The sequence below is a fragment of the Duganella phyllosphaerae genome, from assembly GCF_001758785.1.
GTDB classification, from domain to species: Bacteria; Pseudomonadota; Gammaproteobacteria; order Burkholderiales; family Burkholderiaceae_D; genus Rugamonas; species Rugamonas phyllosphaerae.
Genome location: NZ_LROM01000071.1, coordinates 95,958 through 118,696, shown reverse-complemented (window position 1 = coordinate 118,696; position 22,739 = coordinate 95,958). Strand labels below are relative to the sequence as shown.

The window sequence follows — 22,739 nt, the reverse complement described above, 5'->3', positions numbered from 1 at the left end:
GCCGGCGCGGACGATCTACCCGGCCATGGCAATCCCCCGCAACCGTTCCCGGTCCAGCAAGTCGATACGCCGGTTGTGCACCGCCAGCAAGCCGGCCACACGAAACTGCGACAGTTGCCGGCTCACGCTTTCCAGCGCCAGGCCCAGGTACGAGGCGATGTCGTCGCGCGACATGCGCAGTGTCACCGTGTCGGCCGGGCAGCCATCGTCCCCGCCACCATCGGCCAGGTCGAGCAGCAGGGCCGCCAGCCGCTGTGGCGTCTTGGCCGTGCCCAGCATCAGCATGCTGGTTTGTTGGCGGTCGAGTTCGGTGCCGACCAGCTGGTGAAAACGCCGCGTCAGCGCCGTGTATTGCTTCATCATGCGCGTCAGGCTCGGGTACGAGATAGCGCAGACGGTGCTGTCGCACAGGGCCAGGGCGTCGCAGCGATGGCTGTTGGCGCCCAGCGATTCCAGGCCGAGCAAGCGGCCCGGTTGATGGAAGCCGATCACCTGGCGGCGGCTGCCGTCCGGCATGGCGCGCTCGGTTTTCAGCTGACCCTGCTGGACCGAGTACAAGGTGTCGAACGGCGCGCCGCGCGCGACCAGGCGCTGGTGGCGCTTGAGCACGTGGCGCCGCAGCACCACCTGGTGCTCGAAGGCGTCCAGCCCGGTGGCGTCGAGGCCGGCGGCCAGGCAGTGGCGGCGCGTGTCGCAGTCGAGGCAGCGGGGCGGCCGGTGGGTTGAAGTTGATTGCATGGCTGTGGCCCAAGTCACGATGGGCCGAGACTATCAACTCTTAACCGAAAAATATTTGATCCACGTCAAGTTTTTCAAGGTCAGCGGTAACAGTCAAATTTGACTTGGATCAATTTTAATGTTGATGAAAATCATTATCCTTTGCCTTTCCGATTTATCGCCGAGGAAAATTAATGAGAACTGCGCTGCCTGTCGTCAGCACGGGCGCCATCGACGCCCTGAACCGACGCATTGCCGCGCTCGAAGCGGAACTGCGCGTGGCCACCGCCGCGTTCGAGACAGCGGAAGGCATGCTCGTGACCGATGCCCACGGCATCATCCTGCGCGTGAACCAGGGCTTTAGCCGCATCACCGGCTACGCCGCCCGGGAAGCGGTGGGCCAGCGGCCTGCCATGCTCAGCTCGGGCAAACACGATGCCGCTTTCTACCGCAAGATGTGGGACACGATCCGCCGCGACGACCGCTGGGAAGGCGAAATCTGGAACCGCCGCAAGGACGGCCAGCACTATCCGCAGCACCTGAGCATTACCGCCGTGCGTGACCAGGGCGGTGATCTGACCAATTACGTGGCGGTGCTTACCGACATCACCCAGCGCAAGGCGGCCAGCGAGGAGATCGAGATGCTGGCCTTTTACGATCCGCTCACGCGCCTGCCCAACCGCCGCCTGCTGCTCGAGCGGCTACGCCAGATACTCAACGCCAGCCGCCTGCACGACCGCTACGGCGCGCTGATGTTCATCGATCTCGATAATTTCAAGACCCTCAACGACACGCTCGGGCACAACGTGGGCGACCTGTTGCTGCAGCAGGTGGCCGGGCGCCTGCAGGCGGCGCTGCGCCACGGCGACACGGTGGCGCGCCTGGGCGGCGACGAGTTCGTGGTGCTGCTCGAAGGCTTGAGCAGCGACCAGGACGAGGCGGCCGCCCACACAGAGATGCTGGCCACGGCCATTCGCAACGCGCTCAACCTGCCTTATCTGCTGGGTAGCCACACCTGCCACAGCACGCCGTCGATCGGCGTGACCCTGTTCCACAACGGCCATCCGCCGCAGCCCGACGAACTGTTGATGCAGGCCGATATCGCCATGTACCAGGCCAAGCAGGGCGGGCGCAACGGCATGCGTTTCTTCGACCAGGGCATGCAGGACCATATCAACGCGCGCGCCGACATGGAACGTGCGCTGCGCATCGCCATCGACCTGCACCAATTCGAATTGCACTACCAGATCCAGGTGGACCAGCACGGCCGCGCGCGCGGCGCCGAGGCGCTGGTGCGCTGGCGCGCCGATGGCAAGATGATGTCGCCGGCGCAGTTCGTGCCGCTGGCCGAGGAGACCGGCCTGATCCTGCAACTGGGTAGCTGGGTGCTGGAGGAAGCGTGTGCGCGCCTGCGCGCCTGGCAGGAAGATCCCGGCCTGCGCGCCTTGACCCTGGCAGTGAACGTGAGCGCAGCACAATTCCACCAGCCCGGGTTTTGCGAGCAGGTGCGCGGTGCCGTGGCGCGCCATGCGATCGATCCGCGCCTGCTCAAGCTGGAGCTGACCGAGGGCATCGTGCTGAAAAACGTGGAAGTCGCGGTGCAGAGCATGGCCGCGCTGCGCGCCATGGGCGTGCGTATTTCGCTCGACGATTTCGGCACCGGCTATTCGTCGCTGCAATACCTGAAGCGCCTGCCGCTGAGCCAATTGAAAATCGACCAGTCCTTTATCCGCGACCTGGTCAACGACCGCAGCGACCAGGCCATCGTCACCACCATCATCGCCATGGCGCGCAGCCTGGGACTGGACGTGATTGCCGAAGGAGTGGAAACGCCCGAGCAGCGCGCACTGCTGCAAAAGCTCGGCTGCTTCCACTACCAGGGCTACCTGTACGGCCGGCCGGTGGCGGTGGCCGACTTCGAGCAGCTGGTGTTGGGTCCACCGTCGGCTACACCGCGCGCTTGACCAGCAGGTTGCGGATTTCGCTGATCGCCAGGGCCGGGTTGAGGCCCTTGGGGCAGACATCGGCGCAGTTCATGATGGTACGGCAGCGGAACAGCCGGTAGGCGTCGTTGAGATCGTCGAGCCGCTTGTTGGTGTCCAGGTCGCGCGAGTCGGTGATGAAACGGTAGGCCTGCAACAGGCCGGCCGGGCCCACGAAGCGGTCCGGGTTCCACCAGAACGTGGGGCAGGCGGTGGAGCAGCACGCGCACAGGATGCACTCGTACAGGCCATTGAGCTGGTCGCGTTGCTCCGGGCTTTGCAGGCGCTCGCGCTCGGGCGGCGGGTCGTCGTTGACCAGGTAGGGCTTGATCGAGTGGTACTGCAGCCAGAATTCGCTGAGGTCGACGATCAGGTCGCGCACCACCGGCACGCCCGGCAGCGGACGCAGCACGATGGGCTGCGCCAGCTCGGCGATGGTGGTCACGCAGGCCAGCCGGTTCTTGCCGTTGATGTTCATCGCGTCGGACCCGCACACGCCTTCGCGGCACGAGCGGCGAAACGACAGGCTGTCGTCGAGATGGTCCTTGATATGGTTGATCAGGTCGAGCACCATGGTGCCGCGATAGCCTTCCACCACGTAGTCGCGCATGGCGGGGCGGCTGTCGGTGTCGGGATCGTAGCGGTAGATCGAGAGTTTGACCGGTGCGTTGGCGGGCATGGTGCGCTCCTAGTTCCGCGCCGACGCGGGCCGCGCCAGCAACTTGTACATGGCGTATGCGGCGCCGCCCCACAGCAGCGCCTTTTTGGCCGACCCGACGCGCAGAGATAAAGCCGTGTACGGCGAACTTTCCCACACCGGATACGGTTGCAGGCAGCTGCGCTGCTGCAAGGCGCTGCCGTTGGGGGCGTGATGCGGTGCGTACAGCGCATCCTGGCGGTCGGCTGGGGCAGGGCGGTCGGACTGCTGCTGGCGGAACATGGTGGCCTCCGCATAGCGGTCGAACAGGCGCGGCATGTGGAAGCTGCCAACCGACATCAGCTTCGACGCGCCGCCTACGTAGATGTCGCGCTGCGGATGGCACGCCGCGTGCAGGATCGCCTGCGCCACCAACTCCGGCGCGTACAGCGGCGGCGGCAGTTGCGGCTCGTGCGGCAGGTAGTTTTTTGCGTGCACGGTAAACATGGTGTCGATCGCGGCCGGCTTGATCAGGGTGACGGACATGGGCACCTTGTCCTTTTCGATCTCCATGCGCAGCGAATCGGTAAACCCTTTTACCGCGTGCTTGGACGCCGCATACATGCCCTGCAGCGGCACCGTGCAGTCGGACAGTTCGCTGCCCAGGTTGATCAGCGCGCCGCCACCGGCGCGCAGGTGTTTGAGCGCCTCGAGCGAGCCATGCACCACGCCCCAGAAATTGGTCTGGAACAGGCGGTGCCAGTCTTCTTCGGCCACCTGTTCGTGGCGCCCGAAAATCGACACGCCGGCATTGTTGACCCAGGTATCGATGCAGCCAAAGCGGCCGATGGCAGCCTGGCCCAGCTGCTCGACCTCGGCGCGCACGCCCACGTCGGTAGGCACGGTGAGTACCTGCGCGCCGCCCGCTTCCAGCTCGGTGGCCAGTTGCGCCAGGGCATCGCCGTCACGCGCAGCCAGTACCAGCGCGACACCTTCGGCAGCCGCCATGCGCGCGGTGGTCAGGCCGATGCCGCTGGTGGCGCCGGTGATCACCATCACTTGTTTCCGTAGTTTTTTTAATGACACTTTCATCGCTTGCTCCCATAGTGAGTTAGCGATGATTGTTGCAAGGCAGGCAGTCGTCATGTGTAGGACGAGGCCGCAGAGGCGAGTCGGATTGCCGGCGTATAAATCAAAATCTTTCCAGCGCGAATCCGACCTCCACACTGGTCATGGTCCTACAAGCGAACCCGCCCATCAGTGGAACAATAAGCGTTTTAGCGCTAGCAAGGAGTCATCATGTCCAAATGTACTTTCGCCACCGTCTTCGGCGTCGCTGCCTTGTGCCTGGCAGCACTGTCGCATGCCCAGAACACAACGCCGGTGCAACCGACCGGCACCACCGGCGCGACCGCCTTCCATCCTGCCGGGCAGGGCAAGGCTGAGGCCAACGCCAATACCACGTCCACTACCGACCAGGCTGGTAACGCGGGCATGCAGCAGCCGGCCAAGCCCGGCTTCGACAACAAGCCACCCAAGGGCGCCAAGGAAGACTGCCAGCGTTCGCAGGGCGGCGTCGATGCCAGCGGCGGCGAAAACCTGACCGCCACCGGCAAGCACAATACCTCGTGCACCGGCAAGGGCAAGTCGGACCAGCCTGCCAAGGCAGCCAAAGGCTAAGTATCAATACCTAAGTATCAATCGGCAGCCGGGGCGGCTCCCGCCTCGGCTTCCAGGTTGCCCTTGATGCGCATGAGCAGCGCCAGCAGCTGCGTGCATTCTGCGGCGCTCATGCCTTGCACCGCCAGGTTCGACACCTGCGCACCCATGCCTTGCAGGCTGTCAATCACTTGGTGGCCGAGCGGCGAGAGGCGCAGGCGCGTGCTGCGGCGGTCGCTTTCATCCACCTGGGCGTCGAGCAAATGGCGGTCGCGCAGGCCCTTGATCAAGCGTGCCAGTTGCGCCTTGTCGCGCCCCGAATGGGCCACCAGCTCGCGCTGGCTGGCGCCCTGATGGCGGGCAAAAAATCCCAGCACCTTGTATTCCATGTGGGTCAACTCGTGTGCAGCGTTGCACTGCGTGTCGCGCAGTCCGCGCAACTGCATCGACCGGTACAGGTGCATCACATTGTGGACGGCGTCGAACACGGCATCCGCTGGCTTGTCTTGCGATTGGTTGACAAGATCAACTGTTTTAGGTAAATTGGGGGACATTGTCAACTAAGGTGAACATCATGAGTGAGAATAATCGCATACAACGCGTGCGTCACGAAACCCGGATGCGCGAGGTGACGGTGGCGAAGGTGGAGCAACTGGCGCCGGATTTCGTTAGCGTAACATTCGAGGGCGAGAGCCTGGCCGATTTCGTCTCGTCCTCCTATGACGACCATGTCAAGTTCGTGCAGGAAGTGGCTGGCGAACGCGTGATGCGCGACTACACGCCGCGCCGCTACCACCGCGCCGCGCGCCAGCTGACCATCGAGTTCGCGCTGCATGCGCAGGGCGCCGCTTCCGACTGGGCCCGCGGCGTGGCCGTGGGCCAGCCGGCCATCATCGCCGGCCCGCGCGGCTCGATGATCATCCCGATGGATTACGAATGGCAATTACTGGCCGGCGACGACACCGCCTTGCCGGCGATTCGCCGCCGCCTGGAAGAATTGCCGGCCGGCGTCAAAGTGCAGGTGCTGGTGACGGGGCAAGCGGCCGAGCAGCTCGATTTTACCAGCGCCGCCACGGTGGAATTGCGCATCGTGGCCGATGCCGCAGCACTGGTGCGAGCCCTGCGCGACCTGTCCTTGCCTGAGGGTGACGGCTTCGTCTGGTTTGCCGGCGAAGCGGCAGTTGCCAAGCAGGTGCGCGACATTGTGTTCGTGGAGAAAGCCTTTCCGCGCCAGGCGGCGCGCATTTCGGCGTACTGGAAAGAAGGCGCCCTGGGCCACCACGAGAATCTGGAGTAGAACAGGCGGACACGTCCAAAAACCGGGCAATAACAAGGAGCAAAATAAAGTCGTTGCATTATTGCCGAAACGTTAGATTGCGCGCTTGTGCGCGGTGTGGGTAGTGCGACAATCGAGGCCTTCTTCAAGGAGATTCACGATGTCGAGCAGCCATACCTATCGTCCCGACCTGGTATCGTCGGAAATCGTCCAGACCGGCATCGAGCTGGCGGACAAGAACGGACCGGCCAGTGCCGCCGCCTATCTGAGCGGGCGCGGCGTGCTGGAACCGGTCATCAACCGCGTGCTGTCGGAGCCGGCGCAGCGCCGCAACATGGGGCGCCTGCGTGGCAAGGATGAACACGCGCTGGCCGAAGAAGCGTCGCGTTATAAATTCATGTTGTGATGTTGTTGCTTTGCCACGGACGGCGGCCACCCAGGCAGGTGGACGGCGCCGTGGCGTTTCCCCATCCTGCGCGGGTGGCGGCCATGGTTCCCGGCATTTTCTGATCCCTCGTATGTTGCGACGCAATACGGATAAATCTTTACAAAATCCGCCATTCCGTTAAAGTTCAGTCAGCAATGATAACGCTAACTTTTGATCTACCGGCGTCATCTACCATCTTTCCCAATAATGAACAGAGTCAAGCACATGCAATCATCGGTTTTGAGAATGGAAATGTTAGCGCTAACTTGGTGGCGAGTATGAGCGTGGTGCGCTGGGTGGTGATGGGCGTGAGTGGTTGCGGCAAGAGCACCGTGGGCCAGGCGCTGGCGACGCGCCTGCAAGTAGCGTTTGTCGAAGGTGACCAGTTTCACCCGCCGGCCAACGTGGCCAAGATGTCGGCGGGCCTGCCGCTGGACGACGACGACCGCGCCGGCTGGCTGCTGGCCCTGCAGGCGGAATTGCGGCGGGCGGCCGAAGAGGGCGTGGGGCTGGTCGTGTCGTGCTCGTCGCTCAAGCGCCGCTACCGCGACCTGCTGCGTGCTGGCGACCCGGCGCTGCGTTTCGCCCACCTCGACGGCCCGCGCGAATTGATCGCGGCCCGCATGCAGGCGCGCCATGACCACTATATGCCGCCGTCGCTGCTCGACAGCCAGTTCCGCGACCTGGAGCCGCTGCAGGCCGACGAGGCGGGAGTGACGCTCTCGATCACGGTGGCGCCGGAGCAGCTGGTGGCGCGCATCCTGGGCGACGAATAACTGTAACAGGCATCAAAACATAACCACAGCAGCGGACCGTCAATAGTACCGCGCGGACAACGCACACAAACAAAAGAAGATCGGAGACACCATGCAACATCCAACCCCAACCCCAACCCGTCAAACCATCATGCGCCTGGCCGTGGCCAGCGCCTGTGCCTGTTTCGCCCTGTCGGCCCAGGCGCAGCAAGCCGCCGCCGAGCCGCAAGCAGCACCTGCCGAAGCGACACCGGTCCCAACTCCGACCCCGGCCCCGGCCCCGGGACCGGCTGCCGAAGTGGCGCAGGAAAACGTGGTGACCGTCTCCGGTTCGCGCATCGCCGCACGCGGCTTCACGCAACCGACGCCCACCACGTCGCTCGGCGCCGACGACCTGGCCAAGACCGCCAAGCCCAATTTGTTCAATGCGATTGCCGAATTGCCGGCCCTGCAAGGCAGCACCGGCCGCACCACCAGCACCAACAGCACCAGCAGCGGCGTGCAGGGTTTGAGTTCGCTGAGCCTGCGCGGCCTCGGTGCGATCCGCACCCTGACCCTGCTCGACGGCCAGCGCGTGGTGGGCGCCAACGTCACCGGCGTGACCGACGTCAGCCAGTTCCCGCAACTGCTGATCAAGCGGGTGGACGTGGTGACCGGCGGCGCCTCGGCCTCGTACGGTTCGGACGCCATCGGCGGCGTGGTCAACTTCATCACCGACAAAAAATTCGAGGGCTTCAAGGCCAATGTCGAAGGCGGCATGACCAAGTACCACGACGACAAGAACGGTTCGCTGCAAGCGGCCTGGGGCAAGGCCTTCCTGGACGATCGCCTGCACGTGACGGCCAGCGCGGAATACGGCCGCGAGAAGGGCATCGAATCGCCGGGCTTCGGTGAAGTGGGTCCGAACGGCCGCAACTGGTACAAGAACCCGGCCTTCCAGGTGCGGCCATTGAGCCAGACCAACGACGGCAAGCCGCAGTACACGGCGATCGAACACGCGCAGCAATACCAGTATTCGAAATTCGGCCTGATCACCAGCGGCCCGCTGCAAGGCACGGCGTTCGGCGCCAATGGCCAGCCGTACAAGTTCAATTACGGTTCCAATGGCGTGCCGACCGGCACTGGTGCGGTCACCAACTGCGTCAACCCGTTCTGCGTGGGCGGTGACCTGAGCGGCAGCGTGGGCGCCGGCACCAACCTGGCCATGGACCTCACGCGCCAGGTGGCTTACACCCGCGTGGGCTTCGATCTCAGCCCCGACCACGAAATCTATTTCACTGCCAATTACGGCAAGGTGAAATCGGAGTTTTCGCCCAATCCCGGCGCGGCCAAGAACGCCAACCTGACTATCCAGTGCGACAACCCCTATTTGCCGGCATCCATCGCTGCCGCCTGCGCTGCCAACAACATCACCAGCTTCCAGTACGGCACCGCCAACGCTGTGTTCCCGCAAAACATCAACGTCCATCCGACGCGTGAAATGAAGCGGGTGGTGGTGGGCGCCAACGGCAAGTTCCAGCTGGGCGGCAAGGAATGGTCGTACGACACGTATGCCGAACACGGCGTCAACCGCACCGACATCATCGTCCACGACATGACGCTCAATGCGCGCTATAACGCCGCCATCGACGCCGTGCGCGCGCCGGACGGCAGCATCGTCTGCCGCAATGCGGTGGCCGCCGCTGCCGGCTGCCGGCCGTTCAACATCATCGGCGACGTGCCGGTGGACCAGGCCGCCTGGCGCTACATCGCGCCGGAAAACGGCCCGCAGCAGCACACCCGCCAGACCCAGGACGTGGCCAGCATCAACTTCAACGGCGAAGCGTTTTCGTCGTGGGCCGGCCCGATCGCGATCGCCACCGGCGCCGAGTACCGTCGCGAGCACTACAAGGTGACCGGCGACCCTTACGGCAACGGCATCTTTGCCGACAGCCCCAACACCGCCGACTACCCGGCCGACCCGCTGCTCAATAACACTGTGGGCAACAACTGGTACGCCGGCAACTACCACAACGCCCAGGGCACGTATAACGTCAAGGAAGCGTACGTGGAGCTGAATGTGCCGGTGCTCAAATCGGCCACCTGGGGTGAGGCCAACGTCAACCTGGCCGACCGCCACACCAAGTACAGCACCTCGGGCAACGTGGAGAGCTGGAAGCTGGGCGCCAGCTGGAAAACCGGCCTCGACGGCTGGCGCCTGCGCGCGGTCACGTCCAAGGACGTGCGCGCGCCCAACCTGAGCGAGCTGTATGCGGCGCAGGTGGTCGTCAACAACATCGTGCAGAGCCAGGGCAACACGGTGGCGATCCAGCAGCGCACTGTGGGCAACACCCGCCTGCGTCCGGAAATCGCCCGCAACACCATCGTCGGCATCGTGCTGTCGCAGCCGTCGTGGGCGCCGGGCTTCTCGGCCTCGATCGATTACTTCGACATCAAGGTCGATGGCGTGATCTCGGCCCTGACCGCGCAGCAGGAAGTCGATCTGTGCGCGGCCGGCAACCAGGAAATCTGCGGCGCCGTCTCGCTGAACAATCCGGTAGCCACCAATAACTTCGTCACGGTGCAGGCATTCAACCTCGCTTCGCTGCGCAGCAAGGGCTACGACCTGGAAGGCTCTTACCGCATGAACCTGAAGGACTGGGGCCTGCCGGGCCGCCTGACGCTGCGTGCACTGGTCACCCGCAACATCAGTTTCCTGACCGATCCGGGCGTGGTGGGCACCATTCCATCGGAAGGCGCTGGCGCCAACCTCGGCACCACGCCACGCTGGAAGGGCCTGGCCTCGCAGTCGTGGGATACCGACAAGTACAGCCTGACGTTGTCCCAGCGCTGGATCAGCAAGGGTGTGTACAGCAACGAGTACATCGAGTGCCAGACCGATTGCCCGGTTTCCACCATTATCCACCCGACCATTGCCGACAACAAGATGAAGGGCGCGTTCTACGTGGACCTGGGCGGCAGCTACAAGTTCAGCGACAAGCTGACCGGCTTCTTCAAGATCGACAATATCGGCGATGTCAATCCGGCGCCGGCGCCACAGACCAACCTGAGCTTCGGCATCAACCCGCAGCTGTACGATGTGCTGGGCCGCGTGTACCGCGCCGGTATGCGCTACAACTTCTAAGGGGACGGCATGCGGCTCGCATTGAAGCTCGGTTGGCTGGCGGCGTCGCTGTGGTGCGCGACGTGGTGCGCGGTGGCCGCTGCCCAGCCGGCTGCCGGTCCCGTGCACCTGTTGTGGCCCGACGGCGCGCCTGGCGCCGAGCGCCGCCACGGCGAACCGGAGACCGTGCGCGATACCTACGTCTCCAACATCCACGATCCGTCGGTCACGGTGGTGGCGGCCGATCCGCGTCACGCCAACGGCGCGGCAGTGGTCATCGCTCCCGGCGGCGGCCATCGCATGCTGGTGTGGATGAACGAGGGCATGGTGGCGGCGCGGGCCCTGAACCGGGTGGGCGTGACCGCCTTCGTGCTGAAGTACCGTTTGGCGCGCGACGAAGGTTCCACGTATTCGATCGAGCGCGACGCGGCAGCCGATATGCGGCGCGCGGTGCGCTGGGTGAGGGCGCATGCGGCAGAATACAAGATCGATCCGCAGCGGGTGGGCGTGATGGGCTTTTCGGCCGGCGGCGAACTGGCCACGCTGGTGGCCGACCACGCCGCACCGGCGCCTGCCGGCAAGCCCGATGCGGTGGATCGGTATAGCGCCCGACCGGACTTCCAGGTGCTCGTGTATCCGGGGCCGTTGGGCGTGCCGGCGACGGCCGCCACCGCCGCGCCGCCGGCATTCATCGTGGCTGGCTCCAACGACAAGTGCTGCGCGCCGCCGTCGATCGCGCTGTATCAACAGCTGATCGCGGCCGGCGTGTCGGCCGAGTTGCACCTGTATGCCGATACCGACCATGCATTCAATATGGGGCAGCGTTCGGAACGGTTGTCCGATGTGCATTGGCCGGACCGCTTGGCCGACTGGCTCGCTGATGGGGGCTGGCTGGTGCCGGGTGGGGGCAAGGCGGGCGTGCCGTCGCCGGCGGTGGTGAAGTAACGGCGGCCATCCCGGCAAGTGCGGGATGGCAGGTATTTAGCGTGTGAGCTTGAGTATCAAGGCGGCGATCAGTGCCATTTGCAGCACGCCCACCGAGACCACCCAGCGGATTAACTCGCTCTTGACCTCGGCAGCACTGCGGTCGATTTTCAGGTTGAGGGTCGTACCCAGCGACTCAATCGAGGCCTTGACGCCACTCAGTTCCTGCGCAACGTCCTGCTTGCTCGAATAGCGCTCGGCCACATTGGCGCATTCCTTGCCGATGACTTCGGCAAGAACTTCAGCCTGGACTTTGGCCTGCGCACTGGTAAAACCGGCGCTTTCCAGGCGCTCCATCATTTTCAGGGTGTCGAACGGTATCGTGGTCATGGGATCCTCCAATCGACAATGCTGACCTGGCTGCATCGCATATGCCTTGACCCCAATCATATCACCGCTTAAAACTGGTGTCTGCGCCTTCCCGGCGCGACACCTTATCGCGACAACTGGCGCCGCACCTCGCCGACATTGCGTCCCACTTCGCGCACCACGGCGATCAGCTTCGATGGCGTGACGCGAAATTCCTGCGCCCAATATGCCACCGCCTGGGCAAGGTTCGGGTTGATGTAGGCCTGGTGGCGGAAGTCTCCGGTATTGTTGTGTTGTTGGGTGTTCATGATGTCTGTCCGATAATTCCTGGGGCGATCATGATGTCAGTTTATTATGCAGCACTCCGTGCAGTTGCTCACATAACTGAATATAGCGGATGTTTTCTTGACGCAAGGCCAAGCTATCACGATAATAGCAATCATTCTCAATTACCATCAGGCCTTGCTGTGAAATCTACGTTTTCCGCGCCCAACCCCCGCGCGTTTGCCGTGCTCGTTGCTACCGCACTGACCGCCTGGGCTGCGCCTGCCGCCCAAGCCCAGGCCCAGGATGCAAGCGACGCCAACACCGTGATCGTCGCCGCTTCGCGCTCCAACATCGCTGCCAACCAGGCGCCGCAAACGGTGGTCATCATCAAGCAGGAAGACATCGAGAAGCAATTGGCCATTTCCGGCAATTCATCCGACGTGTTGTCGAGTATCCTGCCGTCGTATACGCCCAGCCGGGGCAAGATGAACGGCTCGGGCGAGACGCTGCGCGGCCGCACGCCGCTGATCCTGGTGGACGGCGTGCCGCAATCGAACCCGATGCGTCCCACCGGCCGCGAAGCGCACACCATCGATTTTTCGATGGTCGAGCGGATCGAGATCGTCCAGGGCGCCAACGCCATCAACGGCCTGGGCGCCACCGGCGGCACCATCAACATCATCACCAAGCGCCCGCAAAAGGGTACCGTCAACCAGTCGTTCGAGGTGCAGACCACGCTGCCCACCACCGACGTCGGCAGTGATACCGCCAACTACAAGACCTCGTACAACGTCAGCGGCCGCAACGACAAGTTCGAATACCTGTTCGGCCTCAGCTATGAGGACCAGGGACTGTACCTCGACGGCCGTGGCCGCTCGATCGGCGCCGACACCACCCAGGGCGACCTGATGGACTCGCGCAGCTACGACGCGCTGGTCAAACTGGGCTACTGGTTCGACGACAACCAGCGCCTGCAGCTGTCGGTCAACCGCTACAAGATCAAGTCCAAGGCCAACTACCAGGTGGTGGCGGGCGACCGCACGCTGGGCATCCCCAGCACCTCGGTCAAGATCACGCCGGAAGGCACGCCGCCGTGGAACGACGTGTGGACGTCGAGCCTGAGCTACCGCCACGCCAACCTGGCCGGCATGGAACTGACCGCGATGATCTTCAACCAGGAGTTCGAAGGCCTGTTCGGCGCCGACATCTCGGCCACCTTCCAGGACCCGCTGATCGCGCCCACCGGCACCCTGTACGACCAGTCGCGCTCGGTGGCGTCGAAATACGGCAGCAAGGTGGGCCTGGGCCGTGATGATTTGCTGAATGGCCGCCTGAAGCTCACCGTCGGTTTCGACACCCTGTTCGACAAGGGCAAGCAGGACCTGTACCTGACCGGACGCACCTACGTGCCCAACTCCGAATACCGCAATTACTCGCTGTTCGCCCAGGGCGAGTACAAGCTGCTCGACAACCTGACCATGCACGCCGGCGCGCGCAAGGAAAAGGCCGACCTCACGGTGGACACCTACCGCACCCTGGCCCAGTACCGCCGCGTGCTGGTCCAGGGCGGCAAGCTCGATTTCAGCGAAGAACTGTACAACGCCGGCCTGGTATGGAATCCGGCTGCGGGCCTGACGCTGTTTACCAGCTACTCGGAAGGCTTCGGCATGCCCGACATCGGCCGCGTGCTGCGCTCGATTAACACGCCAGGGCAGAGCGTCGCGAACATGCGCGACCTAGCGCCTATCCTGACCCGCAACGTGGAACTGGGCGGGCGTTACCACAAGGGCGCGTGGGACCTGGACGCCGCTTACTTCCGCGCCAACTCCGACTTCGGCACCCGCGTGATCGCCGTCAACGGCGCCTTCATGATGGCGCGCGAGAAAACCCGTACCGAGGGCCTGGACCTGGGCGCGGCCTACCGCATCAACGCCGCGCACCGGGCCAAGGTGTCGTACGCGTACACCAAGGGCCGCTACGACACCAACGCCGATGGATCGCTCGACGGCAAGCTCGATGGCCTCAACGTGGCGCCCAACCGCGTGATCGCCACCTGGAACGCCGACTGGAACGACCGCTGGTCCACCTTCGTGCAGGCGCAGCACGCGTTCAGCCAGTCGTTCGACGAGGCCGCCAAGGAGTTCAGCGGCTATTCGCTGGTCGATGCCACCACCAGCTACAAGCTTGGTAAAGGCAACGGTGAACTGCGCCTGTCGGTGGCCAACCTGTTCGACAAGGACTACATCACCTATTACTCGCAAAGCGCGCTGATCGAACCGAAGCGCTATTTTGCGGGCCGTGGCCGCACGCTGAGCCTCGGCTACGCGCTGCGGTTCTGACGTGACGCAGCCCGGCGCCAACCCCGCCGCCCGCGCCGGCTCGCCTGGCGCGACGCAATTGCCGGCATGGCCGTCCATGGCATTGCGTATTGTCGGCGCCATTGCCGGCGGCTATGCAGTGACTGCCCTGGCCGTAGCGGCGTGCAGCGCCGCGCTCGCGCACGCCGGCATGGCGCGGTCCGAGGCGGTAGCCTTGTGCGCCATGCTGGGCTTCGTGGTGTACCTAGTACTGGCGCTGTGGGCTTTTGCGGTGCGCAGCGTGGTCCGCCTGTGGCTGGCGCTGGCCGCTGGCGCGGCGCTGCTGGCGTTGCTCTGGTGGGCGGTGGCCTGACATGGGCGGCACGTTTACCAAGTCGATGGCGCTGCTGCACACGTGGGCGGGCGTGATCATCGGCAGCCTGCTGTTCGCCATCTTCTGGTTCGGCACCCTCAGCGTGTTCGGCAGCGAGATCGATCGCTGGATGCTGCCGCAAACCCGCATCGCAGTTGCGACCGCGCCGCTGTCGCTGGACCGGCTGGCGGCAACGGCAGCGGCCGAAATCCCGGCCGGCGCCAAACAATGGCGTATCGACCTGCCCACCAGCCGCAGCCCGGTGGCCGAGCTGACCTGGCGCGGTGGCGACGGCGCCGAGCATGGCCGCTTGATCGACCCGAATCGCCACACCTTGCTGGCGCCGCAGCAGTCCGATGCGGCCACCGGTTTCCTGGTGCCGTTCCACTATTCGCTGCACATCAAGTGGCTGGACCTGGGTAAATGGCTGGTTGGCCTGGCCGCCATGAGCATGCTGGCGCTGCTGGTCTCCGGGGTGGTGATCCACAAGAAAATCTTCAAACAGTTTTTCACGTTCCGGCCGCACAAGCGCCTGCAGCGCAGCGCGCTCGATTTGCACAATCTGACCGGGGTGGTGGCGCTGCCGTTTCACTTCATGATCACGCTCACGGGCCTGATCATCTTCATCACCATCTACTTCCCGCAACTGCACGCGGGCGCCTACGGCGAGGGCGCCAAGGCCAAGGCCACGTTCATGGCCGAGGCCTACGGCAAGTACACGCGCAAGCCGGCCAGGGCGCCGGGCCAGCTGGGCTCCATCGACGCCATGCGCGCGACCGCGGAAAAAACCTGGGGCGGCGGTGCGCCGTACTTCGTGCGCGTGTTTCATCCGGGAGACGCCAACAGCTACGTCGAGCTGCGCCGGTCGTACGCCGGCGACGTCACCATGAACCTGGACCAGATTTACTTCGACGCGCAAACGGGCCGCGTGCTGGCGCGCTTCGAGGCGGGGCCGGTGATGACGGCGCAGCGCTTCATCTCCGGCATGCACTTCATCCGCTTCGACCACGCGCTGCTGCGCTGGCTGTACTTTGCTGGCGGCCTGGCCGGGTGCGTATTGATCTGCACCGGCTTCCTGTTCTGGATCGAAGGGCGGCGCGCGCAGCACGCGAAGAAGGGACTGGCCGGCGTGCGCGTGGTGGAGGGACTGGCCATCGGCAGCGTCGCCGGCATCGTGCTGGCCACGCTGGTGTTCATGGTGGTCAACCGATTACTGCCGATATTGGGTGACAATGCGGCGGCCAGCGCCCTGCACGAAGTGCAGGCGTTCTACGGCGCGTGGGTCGTCACGTTCGCGCACGCGTGGTGGCGCGGCCGCGCCGCTTGGCGCGAACAGGCGATGGTCATCGGGGTGCTGGCGGTACTGTCGGTGGCGCTCAATTGGGCCACGACCGGCGGTCATTTGTTGACAGCCCTGGTGCAGGGCCAGCCTGGCGGCGCCGGGGTCGTGGGCGTCGCGGGAGTCGATACTATGTTGCTGTGCGTGGCGCTGGGCGCCGCTTACATTGCCAGGCGTTTGCGCACTTCGTAGAGGTTGCGGCCCACTTCGCGCACGACTGCGATCAGGCGCGCGGGCGGAATATGAAATTCCTCGGCCCAGTAGCGCACTTCCTGCACGTGGTTGGGATTGATGAAACCCTGGCGGGTCGCTACGGTGGCATTGGTATTTGAATATGCTTGCATGATCGTCCAGCTCCATTCTGCGTAAGGGTGTCTCAGCCGTACTACTGTGCCACTGCTGGCATTCGGTGTCGAGACATACCCTTAACGCACGAAGTGCGCCGGCGGTTGACACCGGCAGAGCCATCAGACAAGTGTTGCTTATTTGCCCGGATCCTTCATGTTCGGGAACTGGTCGAACTCGATGTTGTAGACCTCGTTGCCAACCTTTTCCACTTTGCGCACGTAAACCGTCTGGACGATGTCGCGGGTGGCCGGGTCGATCGCGATCGGGCCGCGCGGGCTGGCCAGCTTGATCGTCTTGAGCACTGCCATGGCCTGGTCGCCATCAATTTTGCCGTTCAATTTGCGTGCCACCTCGTAAATCGCGGCCATGCCGTCGTAGGCGGCCACCGCCATGAAGTTGGGCCGGCCGCCGCCCGGATTGGTGGCCGCAAAGCTTTTCAGGAAGGCGGCGTTTTCCGCCGACTTGTGGGCGGCGGAATAGTGGAACGTGGTGATCACGCCCAGCGTGGCGTCGCCCATGGCCGGCAGCACGTGGTCGTCGGTCAGGTCGCCGGTGGCAATGACCTTGATGCCGGCTGCGGCCAGGCCGCGCTCGCGGTAGCCCTTCATGAAGGCGATGCTTTGTTCGCCGGCCGGCACGAAGATGAACACGGCGTCGGGCTTGGCGTCCTTGATGCGCTGGATGTACGGCGCAAACTCCGGGTTACGCAGCGGCACGCGGATAGCCTCGGTGACGGTGCCGCCGCCTTTGACCAGTTCCGCCTTGAAGGCGGCTTCCGCATCGATGCCGGGACCGTAGTCGGCCACCAGGGTCACCACTTTCCTGATATTGTTTTTGGCAGCCCACGTGGCCATCGGCGCCGAGACCTGCGGCAGTGTCATCGAAAACCGTGCGATGTAGTCGGATTTGGTGGTGATCGACGACGTGGCCGCGTTCATGATGATCATCGGCTTTTTGGCCTGCTGGGCGATCGGCGCCACCGCCAGCGCCTCGGGCGTCAAACCGAAGCCGGCCAGGAAATCGACCTTGTCGCGCACCACCAGCTCCTGCGCCAGGCGCTTGGCGATTTCCGGCGCCGGGCCGGTGGTGTCCTTGACGATGATCTCGATTTTTTTACCGGCCACGATGGCCCCGTGCTGTGCCATATAGGCCTTGATGCCACCCTCGATCTGCTTGCCGTAGTCGGCAAAGGGACCGGAGAACGCCGCGATCACGCCGATCTTGATGGTGTCCTGCGCATAGGCGTTGGGGCCGATGGTCAGCGTCAGCGCGGCCAGCGCGATCGTGGTCAGGCCAGTCTTTACAAAATTTTTCCTGTTCATGCCGTCTCCTGTTTTTGTCTATGAAATACGTGGCGTGGCGCGGTTCATAACGTTGCATCGTCGCCCGGTCATGATATCAGGCAGCTTGACATCATCGCGCGACAATCATAGTATCGAATTTATGTGCGATTAACAACCAGTTGTTCGATAATCGCACATGCTCATAAAGAGACAATAAAACCAACAGGAGACAGCAATGAAAAACAGTATCCGTGGCGCGGTGGCGCTGATGGCATGCGTAGGTGCGTCCGCAGCGATGGCCCAATCGAGCGTAACGGTGTATGGACTGCTCGACACCGGCGTGGTCCATACCACCAACGCCAACGCCGCCGGCGACTCGGTCACCAAGATGCCATCGCTGACCGGCTCCTTCCCGTCGCGGATCGGTTTCCGCGGCGCCGAGGACCTCGGCGACGGCCTGCAACTGGTGTTCACGCTCGAAGCGGGACTGACCATGGACAGCGGCGCGATGGGGCAGGGCAACCGCCTGTTCGGCCGCCAGGCGTCGGTAGGACTGAAAGGCGCCTTTGGCACTGTTACCCTCGGCCGGCAAATCAACATGACCTATATCGCCGGCATGAAGTCGGACGTGATGGGCCCCAACCTGTTCGCCATCGGCAGCATCGACCCCTACCTGCCGAACGCCCGCAGCGACAACGCCATCGGCTACCTGGGCAACTTCAACAACGTCGTGATCGGCGCCACCTACAGCACCGGGCGCGATGTATCGGCCGCCGGCGGCCCGGCAGCGACTGGATGCCCCGGCGAAGTGGCCGGTAACGCCAAGGCCTGCCGCCAGATCACCGGCCTGTTCGGCTACGAGACGCCGGCCTGGGGACTGAACACGTCCTACGACATCATGTACGGCAACGTCGGCGCGGCCGGCGGTTTGACCAGCAGCGACAACAGCGACAAGCGCGTGACCGTCAACGGCTATGTCAAGGTGGGCGAGGGCAAGATCGGCGCCGGAGTCGTCGACCGCACCACGCGCGCGGTGACCGGGCTGTCGGAATCGGACCTGTATTACCTGGGCCTGAGCTATCCGGTTACGCCGCTGACCACGCTCGACACCCAGGTGGCGCGGCGCGACCTGAAGAACAGCAATGCCGACGCCACCATGCTGGTGGCCCGCCTGACCTACTACCTCTCCAAGCGCACCGCCAGCTACGTCGGCATCGGCCGCATGAAGAACAGCGGCCTGTCGGCGATTGCGCTCGACGCCGGCGGCAGCGTCGGCGTGGGTAAAACCCAGAATGGCGTTATGGCCGGCCTGCGCCATTCATTCTAAAAGGTCATTTAAGCGGGGGCAGGGCGAGGAGCTGCAACGACGCGATGGCCCCGGTTAAATGGCCTACGGCAGCAAGATGGAGAGTTCCTGCGCCCCTTTCAGCAGCACCGGCAGGAACTCTTTCTCGAGCTGCCTGACACTCACGCGGGCTGCCTGGGCGCCCACGTTGAGGGCGGCCAGCACCGTGCCCGAGGCGCCGCGAACCGGCACCGCGATCGACCGCAAGCCCAGTTCCAGTTCCTCGTCGTTGATCGCATAACCCTGCTCGCGCACGCCGGCCAAGATCTCGCGCAGGCCTTTCTGGCTGACGACCGTGTTCTTGGTCATGGCGCGCAGCTTGGTGCTGGCCAGGTACTGGTCCAGTTCTGCGGGCGGCAGATGGGCCAGCATCACCCGGCCCAGCGAGGTGCAGTAGGCGGGCAGGCGGCTGCCGGTGTTCAGCGCCACCGACATCACGCGCGACGTGGCGGCGCGGGCCACGTACAGCACCTCGCCATCATCGAGCACCGCCAGCGAGCTCGATTCGTTGAGCGTGCGGCTGATGTTGTTCAGGTAAGGCTGGGCCGAGACCGTGAGCGGCGTCGAGGACAGGTACGAGTAGCCGAGCGTGAGTACCTTGGGCCGCAGCGAGAAGTTGTTGAGCTCCGCGTCCACGTAACCGAGCTCGCGCAGCGTGTGCAGGCAGCGGCGCACGGCGGCGCGCGGGATGCCGGTCTTCTGGCTGATGTTGGCAATCGTTTGCGGCTTGCGCGAATCGCTGAACGCCTGCACCACGGCCAGGCCGCGCGCGAGCGACGTCATGAAGCTGGGATCGGTCATGGCGTCGATCTGCTCGGCGATGGTGGGCTCGCGGTCCTCGTCAATGGCAACGGCAGCGGCGGTTTCGGTTGGTTTGGCTTTTGACATGGCGTGATTTTAATCCAGGCGATCGATTCGATAGACGGTTTTTCTTGACCACCGCCGGAGCAAGTCATACACTGTTTGTGCGGTAATCAATCATTAGTTCGATTATCGCACAAACCGACACAAGAAGAATCACGAAAGCACACGATGATTGACAAAACTTTTGAATCACTGGAGCGCGCGGTGGCCGACATTCACGACGGCGCCACCGTCATGATCGGGGGCTTCGGCAACGCCGGCATGCCGTCGGCGCTGATCGACGCGCTGATCGCGCAGGGCGCGCGCGAACTCACCATCGTCAACAACAACGCCGGCAATGGCGATACCGGCCTGGCCGCGCTGTTGAAGGCCAAGCGGGTGCGCAAGATCATCTGCTCGTTTCCGCGCCAGGCCGACTCGCAGCATTTCGATGCGCTGTACCGCGCCGGCGAAATCGAACTCGAACTCACGCCGCAAGGCAACCTGGCCGAGCGCATCCGCGCTGCCGGCGCCGGCATCGGCGGCTTCTTTACCCCCACCGGCTACGGCACGCTGCTGGCCGAAGGCAAGGAGACGCGTTTGATCGACGGCCGCCACTACGTGCTCGAGTCGCCGATCCACGCCGACTTCGCGCTGATCAAGGCGCTGCGCGGCGACCGCTGGGGCAACCTGGTGTACCGCAAGACCGCCCGTAACTTCGGCCCGATCATGGCGATGGCGGCCAAGGTGGCCATCGCCCAGGTGCGCGACGTGGTGGCGCTGGGCGAACTCGATCCCGAAGCGATCGTCACGCCTGGTATATTTGTACAGCGGGTAGTCAAGGAGGCAGCATGACCGATTCCAATAAACGTTTCACCCGCGACCAGATCGCCGCGCGCGTGGCGCAGGACATTCCTGAAGGCGCTTACGTCAACCTCGGCATCGGCCTGCCGACCAAGGTGGCCAACTACCTGCCGGCCGAACGCGAAGTGTTCCTGCACAGCGAGAACGGCCTGCTGGGCATGGGCCCCGCGCCGGCGCCGGAAGACGAGGACGAAGACCTGATCAACGCCGGCAAGCAGCCGGTCACGCTGCTCACCGGCGGCGCGTACTTCCACCATGCCGATTCGTTCGCGATGATGCGTGGCGGCCACCTCGACGTGTGCGTGCTGGGCGCGTTCCAGGTCTCCGAACATGGCGACCTGGCCAACTGGCACACCGGCGCGCCCGATGCGATTCCCGCCGTGGGCGGCGCCATGGACCTGGCCATCGGCGCCAAGCAGGTGTTCGTGATGATGGACCACGTGACCAAGACGGGTGACAGCAAGATCGTCGAGGCGTGTACCTATCCGCTCACCGGCGTTGCCTGCGTCAATCGCATCTACACCGACATGGCGGTACTCGATGTCACCCCGAAGGGCTTGACGGTGCTGGAAATGGCGCCGGGCCTGACGTTTGAAGAACTGCAGGCGGCCACCGGCGCCACGCTCTTGCCATGAAAGGATTGATGATGACCGATGCTTATATCTGCGATGCGATCCGCACCCCGATCGGCCGCTACGGCGGCGCCCTGAAAGATGTTCGTGCCGACGACCTGGGCGCGGTGCCGCTGCGCGCCCTTATCGAACGCAATCCCGGCGTGCAGTGGGACCAGGTGGACGACGTGTTCTACGGCTGCGCCAACCAGGCCGGCGAAGACAACCGCAACGTGGCGCGCATGTCGTCATTACTGGCCGGCCTGCCGGTCGAAGTGCCTGGCACCACCATCAACCGCCTGTGTGGCTCCGGCATGGATGCCGTGGGCACGGCGGCGCGCGCCATCCAGGCCGGCGACGCCAGCCTGATCATCGCCGGCGGCGTGGAGTCGATGACGCGCGCGCCGTTCGTGATGGGCAAGGCCGACAGCGCCTTCTCGCGCAATGCCTCGCTGCAGGACACCACCATGGGCTGGCGCTTCATCAACAAGGCGTTAAAAGATGCCTATGGCGTGGATACCATGCCCGAGACGGCGGAGAACGTCGCCACGGATTTCAATGTGAGCCGTGTCGATCAGGATGCCTTCGCGCTGGCCAGCCAGAACAAGGCCGCCGCCGCGATTGCCGCAGGCGTATTTGCGCGCGAGATCGTGCCAGTGACCATCCCGCAGAAGAAGGGCGACCCGGTGGTCTTCGCCCAGGATGAACACCCGCGCGCCACGACCATCGAGGCGCTGGCAAAACTCAAGGGCGTGGTGCGGACCGACGGCAGCGTCACCGCCGGCAATGCGTCCGGCATCAACGACGGCGCCTGCGCGCTGTTGATCGCCAGCGCCGAAGCCGCGCAGCAACACGGTTTGACACCGCTGGCGCGCATCGTCGGCATGGCCACCGCTGGCGTGGCGCCGCGCGTGATGGGTGTCGGTCCGGTACCGGCGGTACGCAAGCTGCTGCGCCAAACCGGCCTCACGCTCGAGCAGATGGACTGGATCGAGTTGAACGAGGCGTTCGCGTCGCAGGGCCTGGCCGTGCTGCGCGAGCTGGGACTGTCCGACCTTGACCCACGCGTCAATCCCAACGGCGGCGCCATCGCGCTTGGCCACCCGCTGGGCATGAGCGGCGCACGCCTGGTGACCACGGCCACCTGGCAGTTGCAGAACCACAGCGGGCGTTACGCGCTGTGCACCATGTGCATCGGCGTGGGGCAGGGCATCGCGATCATCATCGAAAAGGTCTGAAACGATGTGATCTGATGTAAGACCGAGAATGTAAGACTGAGAATGGCAGGAGACAAAATGAACCAACACTACCAATACAGCG

23 protein-coding genes are annotated in these 22,739 nt (G+C 64.2%); 14 read left to right on the top strand and 9 right to left on the bottom strand.

The window, feature by feature from the left end; translation table 11 throughout:
* Positions 1 to 15 precede the first annotated feature (15 nt).
* The gene (locus DUPY_RS08835) at positions 16 to 738 is read right to left on the bottom strand and encodes a Crp/Fnr family transcriptional regulator (protein ID WP_070247454.1); all 723 of its coding nucleotides are present in this window, start codon (positions 736 to 738) and stop codon (positions 16 to 18) included.
* A gap of 173 nt (positions 739 to 911) precedes the next feature.
* On the opposite strand from DUPY_RS08835, the gene DUPY_RS08830 reads away from it, so the two are divergent.
* Positions 912 to 2,681, top strand: a complete 1,770-nt coding sequence (locus tag DUPY_RS08830; protein WP_229255296.1) for a putative bifunctional diguanylate cyclase/phosphodiesterase — start codon at positions 912 to 914, stop codon at positions 2,679 to 2,681.
* On the opposite strand, the gene DUPY_RS08825 is transcribed toward DUPY_RS08830, so the two are convergent.
* Both DUPY_RS08825 and DUPY_RS08820 read right to left on the bottom strand, forming a co-directional pair.
* Entirely contained in the window at positions 2,665 to 3,378 is a 714-nt protein-coding gene (locus DUPY_RS08825; RefSeq protein ID WP_070247453.1) for a succinate dehydrogenase iron-sulfur subunit, read from the bottom strand. The genes DUPY_RS08830 and DUPY_RS08825 overlap by 17 nt on opposite strands.
* 9 nt (positions 3,379 to 3,387) lie before the next feature.
* On the bottom strand, positions 3,388 to 4,428 hold the full coding sequence (locus DUPY_RS08820) for an SDR family oxidoreductase (protein ID WP_070247452.1): 1,041 nt from the start codon (positions 4,426 to 4,428) through the stop codon (positions 3,388 to 3,390).
* Between the two features lie 207 nt (positions 4,429 to 4,635).
* On the opposite strand from DUPY_RS08820, the gene DUPY_RS08815 reads away from it, so the two are divergent.
* Positions 4,636 to 5,016 carry a hypothetical protein gene (locus tag DUPY_RS08815; protein ID WP_070247451.1) on the top strand — a complete coding sequence of 127 codons (381 nt, stop codon included), beginning with the start codon at positions 4,636 to 4,638 and terminating at the stop codon, positions 5,014 to 5,016.
* Positions 5,017 to 5,033: 17 nt separating this feature from the next.
* On the opposite strand, the gene DUPY_RS08810 is transcribed toward DUPY_RS08815, so the two are convergent.
* Positions 5,034 to 5,483, bottom strand: a complete 450-nt coding sequence (locus DUPY_RS08810) for a MarR family winged helix-turn-helix transcriptional regulator (protein ID WP_070247450.1) — start codon at positions 5,481 to 5,483, stop codon at positions 5,034 to 5,036.
* An 86-nt stretch (positions 5,484 to 5,569) separates the two neighbouring features.
* Here DUPY_RS08810 and DUPY_RS08805 point away from each other — a divergent pair, with 86 nt between their 5' ends.
* The 5 genes from DUPY_RS08805 to DUPY_RS08785 all read left to right on the top strand — a co-directional run bounded on the left by DUPY_RS08805 (position 5,570) and on the right by DUPY_RS08785 (position 11,501).
* Positions 5,570 to 6,292 (top strand): siderophore-interacting protein, encoded by a 723-nt coding sequence (locus DUPY_RS08805; RefSeq protein WP_070247449.1) that lies wholly within the window; start codon positions 5,570 to 5,572, stop codon positions 6,290 to 6,292.
* A 139-nt stretch (positions 6,293 to 6,431) separates the two neighbouring features.
* Complete coding sequence (locus DUPY_RS08800) at positions 6,432 to 6,677, top strand: hypothetical protein (RefSeq protein WP_070247448.1); 246 nt, start codon at positions 6,432 to 6,434, stop codon at positions 6,675 to 6,677.
* A gap of 299 nt (positions 6,678 to 6,976) precedes the next feature.
* Complete coding sequence (locus tag DUPY_RS08795) at positions 6,977 to 7,474, top strand: gluconokinase (RefSeq protein ID WP_070247447.1); 498 nt, start codon at positions 6,977 to 6,979, stop codon at positions 7,472 to 7,474.
* Positions 7,475 to 7,565: 91 nt separating this feature from the next.
* Positions 7,566 to 10,577 (top strand): TonB-dependent receptor plug domain-containing protein, encoded by a 3,012-nt coding sequence (locus DUPY_RS08790; RefSeq protein ID WP_229255295.1) that lies wholly within the window; start codon positions 7,566 to 7,568, stop codon positions 10,575 to 10,577.
* 9 nt (positions 10,578 to 10,586) lie between these two features.
* Complete coding sequence (locus DUPY_RS08785; protein ID WP_070247445.1) at positions 10,587 to 11,501, top strand: alpha/beta hydrolase; 915 nt, start codon at positions 10,587 to 10,589, stop codon at positions 11,499 to 11,501.
* Between the two features lie 36 nt (positions 11,502 to 11,537).
* Here the strand turns inward: DUPY_RS08785 and DUPY_RS08780 are convergent, their stop codons facing one another.
* Entirely contained in the window at positions 11,538 to 11,870 is a 333-nt protein-coding gene (locus tag DUPY_RS08780; RefSeq protein WP_070247444.1) for a coiled-coil domain-containing protein, read from the bottom strand.
* A gap of 104 nt (positions 11,871 to 11,974) precedes the next feature.
* Entirely contained in the window at positions 11,975 to 12,157 is a 183-nt protein-coding gene (locus DUPY_RS08775; RefSeq protein ID WP_070247443.1) for a DUF3606 domain-containing protein, read from the bottom strand.
* A 159-nt stretch (positions 12,158 to 12,316) separates the two neighbouring features.
* Between DUPY_RS08775 and DUPY_RS08770 the strand changes: the two genes are divergently transcribed.
* The 3 genes from DUPY_RS08770 to DUPY_RS08760 are packed head-to-tail and all read left to right on the top strand — an operon-like array spanning position 12,317 to position 16,317.
* Positions 12,317 to 14,455, top strand: coding sequence for a TonB-dependent receptor (locus DUPY_RS08770; RefSeq protein ID WP_229255294.1), 2,139 nt, complete (start codon positions 12,317 to 12,319; stop codon positions 14,453 to 14,455).
* A gap of 1 nt (position 14,456) precedes the next feature.
* A complete protein-coding gene (locus tag DUPY_RS08765) occupies positions 14,457 to 14,786 on the top strand; it encodes a hypothetical protein (RefSeq protein ID WP_229255293.1) in 330 nt (109 codons plus the stop codon).
* A 1-nt stretch (position 14,787) separates the two neighbouring features.
* Positions 14,788 to 16,317: a PepSY-associated TM helix domain-containing protein gene (locus DUPY_RS08760; RefSeq protein WP_070247442.1), complete on the top strand. Its 1,530-nt coding sequence runs from the start codon at positions 14,788 to 14,790 to the stop codon at positions 16,315 to 16,317.
* Here the strand turns inward: DUPY_RS08760 and DUPY_RS08755 are convergent.
* Together DUPY_RS08755 and DUPY_RS08750 are read right to left on the bottom strand one after the other, a co-directional pair.
* Entirely contained in the window at positions 16,287 to 16,469 is a 183-nt protein-coding gene (locus tag DUPY_RS08755) for a DUF3606 domain-containing protein (protein WP_070247441.1), read from the bottom strand. The two genes, DUPY_RS08760 and DUPY_RS08755, sit on opposite strands and share 31 nt — an antisense overlap.
* Before the next feature lie 138 nt (positions 16,470 to 16,607).
* The gene (locus tag DUPY_RS08750) at positions 16,608 to 17,795 is read right to left on the bottom strand and encodes an ABC transporter substrate-binding protein (protein ID WP_070247440.1); all 1,188 of its coding nucleotides are present in this window, start codon (positions 17,793 to 17,795) and stop codon (positions 16,608 to 16,610) included.
* Positions 17,796 to 17,991: 196 nt separating this feature from the next.
* Between DUPY_RS08750 and DUPY_RS08745 the strand changes: the two genes are divergently transcribed.
* A complete protein-coding gene (locus tag DUPY_RS08745; protein WP_070247439.1) occupies positions 17,992 to 19,083 on the top strand; it encodes a porin in 1,092 nt (363 codons plus the stop codon).
* A gap of 63 nt (positions 19,084 to 19,146) precedes the next feature.
* On the opposite strand, the gene DUPY_RS08740 is transcribed toward DUPY_RS08745, so the two are convergent.
* The gene (locus tag DUPY_RS08740; RefSeq protein ID WP_070247438.1) at positions 19,147 to 19,989 is read right to left on the bottom strand and encodes an IclR family transcriptional regulator domain-containing protein; all 843 of its coding nucleotides are present in this window, start codon (positions 19,987 to 19,989) and stop codon (positions 19,147 to 19,149) included.
* A 144-nt stretch (positions 19,990 to 20,133) separates the two neighbouring features.
* Between DUPY_RS08740 and DUPY_RS08735 the strand changes: the two genes are divergently transcribed.
* From DUPY_RS08735 to pcaF, 3 genes are read left to right on the top strand one after another with little or no spacing between them, the layout of a single operon-like run.
* Positions 20,134 to 20,799 carry a 3-oxoacid CoA-transferase subunit A gene (locus DUPY_RS08735; RefSeq protein ID WP_070247437.1) on the top strand — a complete coding sequence of 222 codons (666 nt, stop codon included), beginning with the start codon at positions 20,134 to 20,136 and terminating at the stop codon, positions 20,797 to 20,799.
* Positions 20,796 to 21,443 (top strand): CoA transferase subunit B, encoded by a 648-nt coding sequence (locus DUPY_RS08730; protein WP_070247436.1) that lies wholly within the window; start codon positions 20,796 to 20,798, stop codon positions 21,441 to 21,443. Before DUPY_RS08735 ends, DUPY_RS08730 begins: the two co-directional genes overlap by 4 nt.
* Before the next feature lie 11 nt (positions 21,444 to 21,454).
* Positions 21,455 to 22,657: a 3-oxoadipyl-CoA thiolase gene (gene pcaF, locus DUPY_RS08725; protein ID WP_070247508.1), complete on the top strand. Its 1,203-nt coding sequence runs from the start codon at positions 21,455 to 21,457 to the stop codon at positions 22,655 to 22,657.
* The last annotated feature ends 82 nt before the right edge of the window (positions 22,658 to 22,739 follow it).

Bases quoted from the DNA above. Each gene is read 5' to 3' on its own strand.
- pcaF (WP_070247508.1), top strand. From the start codon at position 21,455: ATGACCGATGCTTATATCTGCGATGCGATCCGCACCCCGATCGGCCGC.
- DUPY_RS08805 (WP_070247449.1), top strand. From the start codon at position 5,570: ATGAGTGAGAATAATCGCATACAACGCGTGCGTCACGAAACCCGGATG.
- DUPY_RS08815 (WP_070247451.1), top strand. From the start codon at position 4,636: ATGTCCAAATGTACTTTCGCCACCGTCTTCGGCGTCGCTGCCTTGTGC.
- DUPY_RS08830 (WP_229255296.1), top strand. From the start codon at position 912: ATGAGAACTGCGCTGCCTGTCGTCAGCACGGGCGCCATCGACGCCCTG.
- DUPY_RS08775 (WP_070247443.1), bottom strand. From the start codon at position 12,157: ATGAACACCCAACAACACAACAATACCGGAGACTTCCGCCACCAGGCC.
- DUPY_RS08800 (WP_070247448.1), top strand. From the start codon at position 6,432: ATGTCGAGCAGCCATACCTATCGTCCCGACCTGGTATCGTCGGAAATC.
- DUPY_RS08825 (WP_070247453.1), bottom strand. From the start codon at position 3,378: ATGCCCGCCAACGCACCGGTCAAACTCTCGATCTACCGCTACGATCCC.
- DUPY_RS08785 (WP_070247445.1), top strand. From the start codon at position 10,587: ATGCGGCTCGCATTGAAGCTCGGTTGGCTGGCGGCGTCGCTGTGGTGC.
- DUPY_RS08760 (WP_070247442.1), top strand. From the start codon at position 14,788: ATGGGCGGCACGTTTACCAAGTCGATGGCGCTGCTGCACACGTGGGCG.
- DUPY_RS08835 (WP_070247454.1), bottom strand. From the start codon at position 738: ATGCAATCAACTTCAACCCACCGGCCGCCCCGCTGCCTCGACTGCGAC.
- DUPY_RS08755 (WP_070247441.1), bottom strand. From the start codon at position 16,469: ATGCAAGCATATTCAAATACCAATGCCACCGTAGCGACCCGCCAGGGT.
- DUPY_RS08795 (WP_070247447.1), top strand. From the start codon at position 6,977: ATGAGCGTGGTGCGCTGGGTGGTGATGGGCGTGAGTGGTTGCGGCAAG.
- DUPY_RS08730 (WP_070247436.1), top strand. From the start codon at position 20,796: ATGACCGATTCCAATAAACGTTTCACCCGCGACCAGATCGCCGCGCGC.
- DUPY_RS08745 (WP_070247439.1), top strand. From the start codon at position 17,992: ATGAAAAACAGTATCCGTGGCGCGGTGGCGCTGATGGCATGCGTAGGT.
- DUPY_RS08750 (WP_070247440.1), bottom strand. From the start codon at position 17,795: ATGAACAGGAAAAATTTTGTAAAGACTGGCCTGACCACGATCGCGCTG.
- DUPY_RS08820 (WP_070247452.1), bottom strand. From the start codon at position 4,428: ATGAAAGTGTCATTAAAAAAACTACGGAAACAAGTGATGGTGATCACC.
- DUPY_RS08740 (WP_070247438.1), bottom strand. From the start codon at position 19,989: ATGTCAAAAGCCAAACCAACCGAAACCGCCGCTGCCGTTGCCATTGAC.
- DUPY_RS08790 (WP_229255295.1), top strand. From the start codon at position 7,566: ATGCAACATCCAACCCCAACCCCAACCCGTCAAACCATCATGCGCCTG.
- DUPY_RS08735 (WP_070247437.1), top strand. From the start codon at position 20,134: ATGATTGACAAAACTTTTGAATCACTGGAGCGCGCGGTGGCCGACATT.
- DUPY_RS08780 (WP_070247444.1), bottom strand. From the start codon at position 11,870: ATGACCACGATACCGTTCGACACCCTGAAAATGATGGAGCGCCTGGAA.